Raw genomic sequence first — 11710 nt, 5'->3', positions numbered from 1 at the left:
TACACGGCAAACACGTATGCTACGTCTTTGTCAAAATAGCTTCGTGCTGTTTCAATGCATCGACTATGGCATCAAACACTAGGCGCACCCGTTTTGGTACTGGTCCTCGTTGAGGTCTGTATACATAGATATCCCACGGTGCACACGCATCGGCCTCCAGCACGCGTACTAGACTTTTGGAATTCACGTGTTGCTCCGCGAGGTAATCTGGCAATTGCCCATAGGCAACACCAGACAGAACAGCATCGCACTCTGCCTCAGGGTCGTCGGTTACAAACGCAAAAGGCTCGGGTAGCATACGGCGCTCTTTGCTAAAAAACCAACTCCAGGGTCGGCCCGTGCTGTGATCAATAAGCCCTGTAGTTGGTAGCGCTGATAGGTCGGAGATTTGCTGCGGTGTGCCATAGCGCTCGATGAGATTATGGCTGCCATAAACACCAAAGCCCACCGAACCTACTTTGCGCACCACAAAGCGATTGTCTTTGAATAGACCCATACGAACACCGACATCAATCTGCCCGTCAACAACATCAGCAAGTTCATCAGAAAGTCGGATATCGATGACGATACCTGGATGAAGACGTGCAACTTCGTTAAGCGCTGGCAGCACCCGTAACCTGCCAAGGCTGCGAGGCGCTGTGATACGAACGCGGCCAACTAGTTCAGCGGGTGCTTGTGGCGATGCAGGAGCGAGGACAGCTTCCATCTGCTCCAGGCTGGCCCGTACGCGTGGTGCAAGTTCGGCCCCGAATTCGGTGATATTCACCCGGCGAGTGGTGCGGTGAAAAAGTAATTCGCCATAGTGCGCTTCGAGTTCCTGTATGGCCCGTGTTACTCCTTGAGGCGACATCCCCAAAAGCATTGCAGCTTCACGGAAGCTGTCGGTTTCTGCGGCGACGCAAAAAATTTTCAGCCGGTCTTGTGGATTCAGCATATGACAGAAAATCTGAAAGTGTCCTTATATTCATTGTCTCATTTATAGGAATACTTAATTCCTTTTTATTCCATATACACGATTAATATGAAATGGGAGACTGGCAATGATCACTTTTCATTAAAAGGAAATTCTGTGAACATTTACATCCGCCCCTTTGGCATCATGATAGCTGCGTTGCTTACTTCTACCAGCTTGCCTGCGCATGCAGTCAAGCCAGCTGCTCCCGCAGAATGTGCCGCGTTGCCCACCCATGCCCAGTTACACGATGCGCTTGTGCTCGCACGCAAGGCTAACAATGCAGGCTTCAACTTAGAGATGTGGGGCACTGTGGTGTCGCGTAGTGGAACCGTGTGTGCGGTAGCGTTCACAGGGAAAGGCTTGGGTGACCAGTGGCCGGGAAGCCGGGCTATTTCAGCACAGAAGGCCTACACAGCCAATGCCTTCAGCCTGCCAGGTCTAGCTTTGGCAACGGCCAATCTATACAGCGCCGTCCAACCCGGTGGTAGCCTGTTCGGCCTGCAAGAGAGTAACCCGGTGAATCCTGCCTTGGCGATGCAAGGCCCAGTAAGTGCGTGGGGCCAACCCAATGATCCGTTGGTTGGTCAACGCATGGGAGGCATCAATGTGTTTGGAGGAGGATTGGCCTTGTACAACAATCAGGGCGTATTGTTAGGTGCTGTAGGAGTATCGGGGGACAGTTCGTGCGCTGACCATGCTATTGCATGGCGTACCCGCAACAACCTCAAACTTGACTACGTGCCAAGCGGTGTAGGGCCTGGCGGGGTTGACCAGATCACCTACCAAGGAGACTGGAAGCAGCCTCATTGCATTAAGGCAGATTTAGAAGACGCAGTAGTCCGCGCCCTGCCCGCGACGAGCGCTAGATAGCCTGGCCAGTGATGCCAAGAATGAGATCTAAGCCTCTCTGGTATCAAACCATGTTGTAACAATATTCCTTTCAACCCTCACAGGAGCATTACGAAAATCAAGAATTACAGACTCAAATCGATCGACTTCAACAAACCTAGAGCAGGCCTCGGAAATTTGGACAGGTGGATAAAAGATGACAGCTCTGCTTTTTAGGCCAACAATGTTGGCCAGGAAAGGAGAAATCATGAGTCGCAGACCACGCAGAAACCACTCGCCTGACTTTAAAGCCAAAGTGGCGCTAGAAGCAGTTCGGGGTGAACAGCCTCTTGCCGAGCTAGCCCAGAAATACGATGTGCATGCCACCCAGATCGCGCAATGGAAGGCTGAATTGCTGCAAGGCGCATCCACTGTATTTGGCGCTACCAAAGCCGCAGAATCCACGGTGGATGTGAAGGTGTTGCATGCAAAAATTGGCGAGCTGACACTGGAGAACGATTTTTTAGAAAGCGCGCTCACCAAGGCGGGATTGTTGAGCGCAAAGCGTTGATTGACCCGAGTCACGAATTGGCAGTGAGCAAACAAGCCAAGATTCTTCGCATGGCCAGATCCACGGCGTATTACAAGCCTGTGCCCGTGTCTGAATCGGATCTCGCGCTGATGGCTGCTATGGATCGGATTCATTTAGACCGTCCGTATGCAGGCAGCCGCATGATGCGTGATCTGCTGCTTCGCTCGGGTTTTGCAGGCGTTGGTCGGCGCAGGGTGATCAGTTTGATGCGCAAGATGGGCATTCAAGCCGTTTACCGAAAGCCCAATACCAGTAAGCGACACCCTGGGCACAAGATCTATCCGTATTTGTTGCGAACACTGCCCATTGTTCGACCCAATCAGGTCTGGGCGCTGGACATCACGTACTTGCCAATGAAACGCGGATTTCTGTATCTGTGCGCAGTCATCGATTGGTTCAGCAGGAAAGTGCTCAGTTGGAGGTTGTCGAACACCATGCATGCAGATTTCTGCGTTGAAGCGGTTCAAGAAGCGATCATCAAATATGGCAAGCCCGAGATCGTCAACACAGATCAGGGAAGTCAATTCACCAGTTTGGAGTTCACCGAAATGCTCAAAGGTCATGACATACAAATCAGCATGGATGGTAAAGGCTGTTGGCGCGACAACGTGGTGATCGAACGATTCTGGCGCACGGTGAAATACGAGGAGGTGTACCTTCGAGCCTACGAAACCACATCAGAAGCCAGAAAACATTTGCACGAGTACATTGCGTTTTACAATACGGGTCGAGGCCATCAGGCCTTGGATTACAAAACCCCTGACGAGGTGTATTTCGTCAAACAAGTTGCGGCATTGGCCGCTTAACCCGCAGGGCTGGATCTTTATTAAAAATCCAAGAAAACTGTCCGACAAAACGAGGCCTGCTCTTTACCTCATTCCCGCTTGAATGAGCAGCACTCAAATCGTCTTCCTGATAACAAGCGCTCTCAAGGAAATCTTTGATTTTTTCTGCAGGCGCATTTGCCAGCTTTTGAGCTCCGAATAGAAGATCTGAAATCTTCTTGGACCAGCAGAATCTATACGTAGACAACGGGATAACTCTGACAACATGATCAGGCGAAGTAGCGTAAGCCGATGCTGACAATACTCTGGCTATCACGAAAACACCTTGACTCCGATAAGGTATGCCGAACTTATCGAGAAACCACTTATCGGCCACTTCGTGAAAGTGGGGTGATGAGTTGCGAGGACGTCGATCTTTACGCGGAACGATTATCGAAGTTTTATCAATTGAATACTCGTCAGACAGCCCGCGGAAGAACTGTAATGTTTCAAATGTGTCCAAGGTCTCAGGCATGGTTTAACGGAAGCAAGCTATCTACTTCTCTTTCTCTCTTTTTTTCCAGCAGCAGATACTGAAAACTCCTTCGACTGCCGTGCTGGCCCGCTTCTCAACGTCTCCAGTGCCTCTTGTAGTAGGGCTGCAACACGATCATGCGTTGCTGTAGTTAGTGCGTTGCGACGTGCAAGCAAGTCTGAACTTGTCTCTGATTCCCCACCAAATCGCGTATAAATATCTATGCCAGGTAATAGGGAAACTAGCAAAACACGTTGCTGTGTCGGCTTAATAATCTCGCTGCGCAATCCCACACGCGATAACACTTCGAGCTCGTCCAAGGAAATATCACAACGCGGTCTTTGTTTATAAGAGAAAGGCTCGAACAGATCTCGCTCAAGCTTTAGCAGCAACCCAAAGTTAACGGACGTGGATTTCGACGGTTTGGAAAGTGTCGAAAAGAACCCGTACCAAACTAGCGCAGCAGGAAAGAATTCAATTAGAGGGAGCAAGACACCAACATGCGAGAACGATGAAGGCAATATACGGTTGCATACAAATGCAACAGCAACCTCATCAATCTCCGTGCCCAAGGATTTACTTTGAATGATCTCGACAAGTCGTATAAACGCTTTCATGCGATCATCGAACACCCCGGTGAGTTCTCGAAGGTGGGCAGCGGTCCCTGGGTAGCACTTGCGAATAACTGCCTCAATAAGTTTGCCATCAAGATCGTCACCCCTGACGAACGCCTGAACTCCTTGAATCAGCTCAATATCAGCAAAGTCCGATGGCCTGGCCGAACTAGGCCTAACTAACTCATGGACTCGCAGCACAGCGCTCACAACTGGCTGCGTATAGCCCAATCTAGTCATGTCCCTAAGCTGCATCCATCTCATTGCGAGATGCTCAAACGGGACTAAGTCTTTATACAAATGCTGGCAACGGCCTAATGTAAAAGCAAGAGTTCGGCGAACTGCGGAATAAGACGGTGTAGAACTTACACTCTCTGAAACGGACAAACCGGCCAAAACAGCCTCTCCTAGCGCAGCCCCAAGACTAGCCTTGCGATATCGACTGTCGAGAACATCGCAACTCCTAGGCTCGGGAGTAGCGGAATGGTCCAGAGAGCGCTCCATTTCACCATCCAAAACATGTATGAGCGCTGTTATGGGTGACTGATCCGGATAGTAGGTTGCGACCGTTGCAAACAAATCCTCCAATGTATCCGACTGCGGAACAATTACATTGGGCAATGAGATACTGTCGGATTGTTCTACCCGATAAGTTTTGACTAACTTCTCGTCCTTCGTATAGCTAGCAGAAAACAGATCTGCTCTCACTGGGGCTCCCACTTGAGAGTTGGTATTAAAAATGTCAGCTAATGTTTCAGACCTACTGTGCAGCATGATTATTTCTTAAAAAGGTCATCAAACTCAGGGTCGGGTTGTGGAGGTTCGAGCACAGCCAGTGCCGCATTGAGGTAACCGGGCAGGTGGCCACTGTAATATATGTTAGCGCTAGTCTTCCCTCGAAGCACACCAGTGTATATCAACCGCTTCTGAACAGGGCCCATTCGGGACAAAACCTCCCCCCCTCCTAGGTGAACCGCTCGGAACTCCCAGCCTTTCGCTGCATGCATGGTATCGACCCATATTTGCTTATTGCCGTCTACTAGCGCGCTGACCGTTAATATTTCTTTAAAAGCCTCTACCTGTTCTCGTTTAGGGAATAAAACGCCAATTTTCTCGCCAGGATAGAGGGCAATATGTTCACGCAAATTCTCAACTATAGTTGCGAGCTGATCCTCGAATGTGTTGCATGGAACAGACCTGACTATCGACGGTTTCTCAGCCTCAGGATAATGGCACCCCGCTTGAACCCGTGGATACGTTGCTGCGTCAGAAAGAATTGCATCAGCTACTTTGCACAAGCTCAAGCCGCTTCTATAGTGATAACGGAGCGTTACTACATTTCCACCGACAAGCCGCTCTGGTAGGTCAGGGGTGTGCGTAGCCTTGTATATGCTCTGTCGCGAATCAGCCGCCAAAACTAAACGCTTACATAGACCGCGGAATACCAATAATTCAGTATCCGTATAGTCTTGCGCTTCATCGATCAGTAACGTTTCACAATAAGAGTCCGATATTCTTTTTGCGTCAATTAGCGACATAACCTTGCCCGCCAGCAATGCGCGACTAGCCTCAAAGTCTTCCGGCTCCTCAACCGCCACGCCATATTCCTTAAGAATCTCTCTAAAAAACCTCATTTGAGTTACTGCTGAGTCGGGATCGATTCCATAGTGCTCGCAACCTGCCACAACAAACTGCCTCAAGCTTTGCGTGAATACAATTATCTTGAAGTTACTCTCTCCCTTAAGAAGAAGAAATTTTGCTCGTAGCAAAAGAATATTTGTTTTCCCGGAGCCGGCTGGTCCTGTCAAAAGGAAACTATCTGATGTGGGGATATTTTGTACAGCTTGCCGCTGCTCTGTATCGAGCTGGTTCGTACCTATCCAGAACATTTTTCTCTCCGATTAACAAGCTATCATTTGCTCAACAGCATCAAGAAAAGCTTGTTGGCAATTTGCACAGGCAGTCTCTACAGTAAATAACTCAACCCACGAGGCGGAGCTTATATGTCCATCTTCGGTTGATGCATCAAAAGACAGCTTCGTAGCTTCATTTATTTGTCCATCAACAGCAACGGTCACAGTAAAGGTCATCTCCTTAAAAAAGCCGCGGGACACATCCACATCGAAGACAAAACATGATTTATATTCTTGCAGTGATAAACGCTCTTCAATGACCTTAAATTTTGGGAAAATTGGAGTGTTAAGTAGGTAAGTCCGTACCTCAAGAAATAAATCCGAATTCAACCTCCAGAGGTCTTGTTCTCTGGTCTGGGCGATAGCGGGCTTTGCCTGCTTTTCTTCTGCAAGTCGAATCTGTTCATTCAAAATCTGCTTCAAGCGAATACGCTTTTCACGAAGATGCCAGTTAGCCGATTTTTCGGGTTCCGAAAAATCATTCCAGCCTACTAACTTTATTCGCTTCCGCCAGTCTTTTAGCAGGCAAGCCTGTATTGTTTGAATCAACCAGTCTGGTACGTGTTCTGAATGAACACTTGGTGTTTGATCGCGTACAGCGTCATACAAACAAGCATGAGGCTTATCGTAACCGGTAAAGATAGGCTCTCTCATAACCATATCGTGTAGCGTTGCTCCGATTTGGTACAGCGTCACTGCTCGCCAGGCTCCTTCAGCATCTTCTTCCTCTTTTCTCCAAACAAACTCTGGGGGGCTATAACGTAATGACGCGACAAACTCCATACCCGAGTGTCGTTCCTGAGGTAGTTCATTACCAGTAGGCACTTGGTGAATAATTCCTAAATCTAGAAGCGTCAGTGTTTGGAAGTCTTCACTGATTATTATGTTGGCAGGTTTGATATCTCGATGCACAAGATCATGCTCCTCCAGAAAACGAGCGACCTCGGCCAGTTGTTTTGCTAGGCTTGGAATCGATGCTGGCGGTACTTTCCCCACCAACTTATCTAGAGAGATGCCGGGCACACGCTCCATAACCAAGTAAAGAGTTTCTAGCTCTGGATATTCACCACCTGAATATATTTCCACCAGATTTGGATGTATTTTTTTTCCCGCCAACTCAAGCTGTAGTTGCAACCTCTCTTTAGTTGCTGTCTCGCCATTTTTAGCGATCTGAGAGGGAAAGAAGAGTTTCACTGCAACTTCTGCACCCTCTCGCACGGCCGCGTAGACGATACCATCTGCCCCACTTCCTATAACTTCAATTAGGACGCAGCCTTCGATACAACGTCCCGCCAAATTTTCAAGTTCTGCCACTGCCCCCCCTTTTCTAAGCAATAATGGCATTGTTCTTCATAAAAATGCAATCATCTCACTTCGTCGAGTATGCAGAAACCCATTCTGCTGGTGGGGAGGGACTTTCAAAAAAGTTAGTTTAGAAATGCCTCCTTGAATATTTAACTTTGGGGCTAATAAACATTTGCTGGCATTTCATTTCTTTTGATTCATCGAACTAATGAGAAAGGAAGATGCCTTTGTCTGAAAGCCACCCCCGCCCCGGCAGCAGGAACATATCCCATTTAGTTCCATCAGTTGGTGGTAGTCGCAAGCTATTAACGCTGCCTCTCGGTGCTAGTGACAAATCCGGTCACGACAAATATAGGCCAATACTCAAAAACCATCTGTGACAAACGATTTGTCACAAAATTTGTCACAGGCTTGTCACAGCAATTTAATTGAGGCTGTTGAATCTAAGGCAGTTTGCCTAATCTACAACCACTGAAAATGTCTCTCAGTCGAGAATAATATCGCCAAAAACAAAAAGGACCTAGCGGATCACTCACGCTAAGTCCTTGATTTTATTTGGGGCGATGTATGGGGCTCGAACCCACGACCCATGGAATCACAATCCATTGCTCTACCAACTGAGCTAACACCGCCACCGTAAACCGGTACTAAATTCTTGGCCTGCCCGGAGGGGTTCGAACCCCCGACCCTCGGCTTAGAAGGCCGATGCTCTATCCAACTGAGCTACGGGCAGAAATTGCATTGTAACTCGCACACGCGAATGGGTATGAAACACCCACTGGACAAGGATAGAACATCCTTAAAATTCGGTGGTCGGGGCAGAAGGATTCGAACCCTCGACCCTCTGGTCCCAAACCAGATGCGCTACCAGACTGCGCTATGCCCCGACAAAGAAGCGGAATTCTAAAGCCTATTGACATTTCCGTCAAGTATTTCAAACACCATCAGGCCGCTTTGGGCAAAGCCTGAAGAATGGAATCCACCAAGCGCGTTGCAATCGATTTGTCAGCTGTTTCCACCATTACGCGCAGCACGGGTTCCGTGCCGGAAGGACGAATCAGCAAGCGCCCATTGGCACCCAGTTCCGCTTTTACAGCTTCGCAAATGCCCTGCACTTTTGCATCGTTGGCCCAATCGTAAGCAGCCGGCAAACGGGCGTTTTTAAGCACCTGTGGCAGCATGGTCACAGGCTTCAAAATATCGGCCAAGGGCATGCCCAGGTTACGCACAGCACGCAGCACCTGCAAGGCGCTTACAATGCCATCGCCTGTGGAATGGCGATCCAGAACCAGCAAATGGCCAGAACTTTCACCACCCAACTGCCAACCATTGGCCCGCAGTTTTTCAAATACATAGCGGTCGCCCACCTTGGCACGCTCAAAGGGCACGCACAACTGTTTTAACGCCAGCTCAAGGCCCAGGTTGGTCATGAGTGTACCCACAACGCCCTCCACCTTGCCTTGCATGTTCAGGCGCTCGGCCACCAAGGCAAACAGCAATTCGTCACCATTGAAAATTCGGCCTGTGCCATCGACGCAAATTAGCCGGTCGGCGTCTCCATCCAGTGCAAAGCCATAATCAGCCTTGTGTTCCAGCACCGCCTTGGCCACAAAATCAGGGTACGTGGCACCCACCCCGCTGTTGATGTTCAAGCCATCGGGCTGGTCGGCCAGCACCACCACATCAGCACCCAATTCGCGGAATACGGCTGGCGCAATCTGATAGGCTGCACCATTGGCGCAATCCACCACAATTTTCAGGCCACGCAGGTGTTTGTCTCGCGGAAAAGTGCCTTTGCAAAATTCAAGGTAGCGGCCCGCTGCGTCGTTCAAACGCCTGGCCTTGCCCAATTCTTCGGAAGACTTGCAAGGTGCGCTTAGCGCCAGTTGAGCTTCAATTTCCATTTCCCAGGCATCAGGCAGCTTGGTGCCTTCACCCGAAAAAAACTTGATGCCATTGTCTTGGTAAGGATTGTGCGAGGCGCTGATGACCACACCTGCCGACATGTTCAATGCACGCGCCAAATAGGCCACGCCTGCAGTGGGCATGGGGCCTACCATCACCACATCAACCCCAACCGATGTGAAACCCGCTTCAAGGCAACTTTCCAGCAAATAACCACTGACACGGGTGTCTTTGCCGATCAACACCTGCGGGCGGCGCCCATCGCCCTCGTGTTTGGCCAACACAGTGCCGGCGGCCTGCCCCAAACGCAACAAAAAATCAGGGATCATGGGGCTTTGGCCCACGGTGCCGCGAATGCCGTCAGTGCCGAAATATTGTCTGCTCATTGAAAATCTACAGTAGGGTGAATTGTCATAATTAAACTGATTTTACGGGAACCTGCTCACTAGAACGCGCAAATACCGATTAAGTACGCCCCAAGTAATCAATCTTGCTCAATTTGGAAAAACTCTTCAAATAAGCCAGGTCTTCAATGCCATAAACACCCAAATCTGAGCCGGGTGTGAACAAGGCATTCGTTCGCTCGTTCGACCGTTGCTGCAACCAGCCAAAGGCGCTGTGGCGCTTGGCCTCCATGTCGGGCCGCCAATGCTGCCCCGCATACAGCTTGCCCACTTCCTTGTACAGGTGATAAAGCGGAATCAGATTGTGCCGGGGGTGAAACACCTGATAGCCCTTGGCGTGCGCCCGCAAAGAAAGGCTTTGTTCCTCGCCCCGAAAATACAGGTAAGGGTCATAAGGCACCTGTTGGGTAAAATCGCCTGTAGTGAACAGAAAACAGGCGCCGACGTGAAAACCGGGCAAGTGCGTTGTTTCATCTGATTCCACCGCATCGCGAAATACCCTGAACTGCAACACCGCACGGTCTGCTGCCAAGGTGCTTGCCGGGTCGCGATCAATCCGGAATATCTCGTTCGATTTAACAGGTTCGTCCGCCACCGCCCTGCCCTGCGCATCAAACCTGAAACCTGGTGGGTAAGTTGAAACCAACGGTTTCGCATGGACATGTTTCAGTTGCTGCATTTGCTGAATCAGTGTTTCATCCCAGCCCGCATCGAACAGGGTGTGGGAATCAATTTGCAGCAAATAGTCTTGATCGTTGTACAGCGAGAATGCAATGGCGCGCGCCCAGCTGACCCCGCGAGAATCAACCGGCGACAAACCCACGTAATGGATATTTTTTCTGGCGGGAAATTGGGCCAACCAATCGGGGTTCAATTCTTCGGATTGATCCACCAAACCCACAAAAATTCGTTGTGGGTTTTTGGCTTTGGCGTACAACTGGTGAACGGTCAGTTGAAGATGCTGCTCGCAAAAAGCGGCAACACTGACAAAAATGGTGGGAAGCCGCTCCATCTTGTTGGCCTGTGCTATTGGTTTAACGCGAAGGCAACTTTCAAGGCCTCCACGGTTTCACGCACATCGTGCACGCGCAGCACGGCTGCCCCATGTTGCGCAGCAAAGGTGGCCGCGGCCACTGAACCCGCAGTGCGCAAGCCTGGGTCGGTTTGCCCGGTTAGCTCGGCGATCATTCGCTTGCGCGAAACGCCCACCAACACGCCTGCACCCAAGGTAGAAAACAAAGGGGTCGCTTTCATCAAATCGATGTTGTGCTGCAGTGTTTTGCCAAATCCAAAACCTGGATCGACCAACAAGCGGCTAGGCTGAACACCCTGTTTTTCAAGCGCAACCATGCGCTTGTTCAGAAACGCTTCAACATCGCTGACCACGTTGGTGTATTCGGGCGAATCCTGCATGGTGCGCGGCTCGCCCTGCATGTGCATCACCACCGCACCAGCATTGGATTGCGCAAGCACTGCTTCTGCGCCCGTTTCCCGAAAACCGTTTACGTCATTCAGAATGTCCACGCCCAAATCCACAGCACGCGCCATCACTTTGGTTTTCATCGTGTCGATGGACAAAGGCACGTTCCAGCTCATCAGTTCCTTGAGCACATCACCCACACGCTTCCATTCTTCTTCGGCGTCTACGCCTTTTGCGCCGGGGCGAGTGGATTCACCACCAATATCCAGAATGTTTGCACCGCTTTCAACGAGCTGGCGGGCATGGTCAATGGCTTTCAAGGTATTGAAGAAACTGCCGCCGTCAGAAAAAGAATCGGGCGTTACATTCACGATGCCCATGATCAAGGGCTTGCCGTGGGTGTAGGTAAGCTCGAATCGACCTGCTTTCCAAGTGCGAACCATGTGATGCCTTGCTAGTTGCTATGCAGGCTATT

General features: G+C 50.1%; 10 protein-coding genes and 3 tRNA genes. 2 read left to right on the top strand and 11 right to left on the bottom strand.

Going from position 1 to position 11710, the window contains the following annotated elements:
- Positions 1-19 precede the first annotated feature (19 nt).
- Positions 20-934, bottom strand: coding sequence for a LysR family transcriptional regulator (locus tag V7028_RS03565; RefSeq protein ID WP_138517595.1), 915 nt, complete (start codon positions 932-934; stop codon positions 20-22).
- 87 nt (positions 935-1021) lie between these two features.
- Here V7028_RS03565 and V7028_RS03560 point away from each other — a divergent pair, with 87 nt between their 5' ends.
- Complete coding sequence (locus tag V7028_RS03560) at positions 1022-1825, top strand: GlcG/HbpS family heme-binding protein (RefSeq protein ID WP_334118729.1); 804 nt, start codon at positions 1022-1024, stop codon at positions 1823-1825.
- Positions 1826-2051: 226 nt separating this feature from the next.
- Positions 2052-3181 (top strand): IS3 family transposase gene (locus V7028_RS03555; RefSeq protein WP_334118728.1). Its coding sequence is split into 2 segments (ribosomal slippage): positions 2052-2310 and positions 2310-3181, totalling 1131 coding nucleotides; the frame shifts between segments, so codons are not numbered across the junction.
- Here V7028_RS03555 and V7028_RS03550 read toward each other — a convergent pair.
- The 10 genes from V7028_RS03550 to folP all read right to left on the bottom strand — a co-directional run bounded on the left by V7028_RS03550 (position 3153) and on the right by folP (position 11678).
- Positions 3153-3662, bottom strand: coding sequence for a hypothetical protein (locus V7028_RS03550; protein ID WP_334118727.1), 510 nt, complete (start codon positions 3660-3662; stop codon positions 3153-3155). The two genes, V7028_RS03555 and V7028_RS03550, sit on opposite strands and share 29 nt — an antisense overlap.
- A gap of 29 nt (positions 3663-3691) precedes the next feature.
- On the bottom strand, positions 3692-4996 hold the full coding sequence (locus V7028_RS03545; RefSeq protein WP_334118726.1) for a hypothetical protein: 1305 nt from the start codon (positions 4994-4996) through the stop codon (positions 3692-3694).
- A 68-nt stretch (positions 4997-5064) separates the two neighbouring features.
- The gene (locus V7028_RS03540) at positions 5065-6177 is read right to left on the bottom strand and encodes an AAA family ATPase (protein ID WP_334118725.1); all 1113 of its coding nucleotides are present in this window, start codon (positions 6175-6177) and stop codon (positions 5065-5067) included.
- 12 nt (positions 6178-6189) lie between these two features.
- Positions 6190-7515, bottom strand: coding sequence for a serine/threonine protein kinase (locus V7028_RS03535; RefSeq protein ID WP_334118724.1), 1326 nt, complete (start codon positions 7513-7515; stop codon positions 6190-6192).
- Between the two features lie 547 nt (positions 7516-8062).
- Positions 8063-8138: transfer RNA gene (locus tag V7028_RS03530), tRNA-His, on the bottom strand.
- Between the two features lie 24 nt (positions 8139-8162).
- Positions 8163-8239, bottom strand: a tRNA-Arg gene (locus V7028_RS03525).
- Between the two features lie 77 nt (positions 8240-8316).
- Positions 8317-8393, bottom strand: a tRNA-Pro gene (locus V7028_RS03520).
- A gap of 57 nt (positions 8394-8450) precedes the next feature.
- Positions 8451-9797, bottom strand: a complete 1347-nt coding sequence (gene glmM, locus V7028_RS03515; protein ID WP_334118723.1) for a phosphoglucosamine mutase — start codon at positions 9795-9797, stop codon at positions 8451-8453.
- Positions 9798-9876: 79 nt separating this feature from the next.
- Entirely contained in the window at positions 9877-10827 is a 951-nt protein-coding gene (locus V7028_RS03510; protein ID WP_334118722.1) for a GlcNAc-transferase family protein, read from the bottom strand.
- A 14-nt stretch (positions 10828-10841) separates the two neighbouring features.
- A complete protein-coding gene (gene folP / locus V7028_RS03505) occupies positions 10842-11678 on the bottom strand; it encodes a dihydropteroate synthase (RefSeq protein ID WP_334118721.1) in 837 nt (278 codons plus the stop codon).
- Between the last annotated feature and the right edge of the window lie 32 nt (positions 11679-11710).

This window comes from Limnobacter sp. (genome assembly GCF_036846585.1).
GTDB lineage: Bacteria > Pseudomonadota > Gammaproteobacteria > Burkholderiales > Burkholderiaceae_B > Limnobacter.
Note: the sequence above shows the minus strand (reverse complement) of the source record. Positions and strands in the feature narration are given on the sequence as shown.

Excerpts from the sequence above, each read along its gene's own strand:
- V7028_RS03565 (WP_138517595.1), bottom strand. The coding sequence starts at position 934 with ATGCTGAATCCACAAGACCGGCTGAAAATTTTTTGCGTCGCCGCAGAA.
- V7028_RS03560 (WP_334118729.1), top strand. The coding sequence starts at position 1,022 with ATGAAATGGGAGACTGGCAATGATCACTTTTCATTAAAAGGAAATTCT.
- V7028_RS03540 (WP_334118725.1), bottom strand. The coding sequence starts at position 6,177 with ATGTTCTGGATAGGTACGAACCAGCTCGATACAGAGCAGCGGCAAGCT.
- glmM (WP_334118723.1), bottom strand. The coding sequence starts at position 9,797 with ATGAGCAGACAATATTTCGGCACTGACGGCATTCGCGGCACCGTGGGC.
- V7028_RS03510 (WP_334118722.1), bottom strand. The coding sequence starts at position 10,827 with ATGGAGCGGCTTCCCACCATTTTTGTCAGTGTTGCCGCTTTTTGCGAG.
- folP (WP_334118721.1), bottom strand. The coding sequence starts at position 11,678 with ATGGTTCGCACTTGGAAAGCAGGTCGATTCGAGCTTACCTACACCCAC.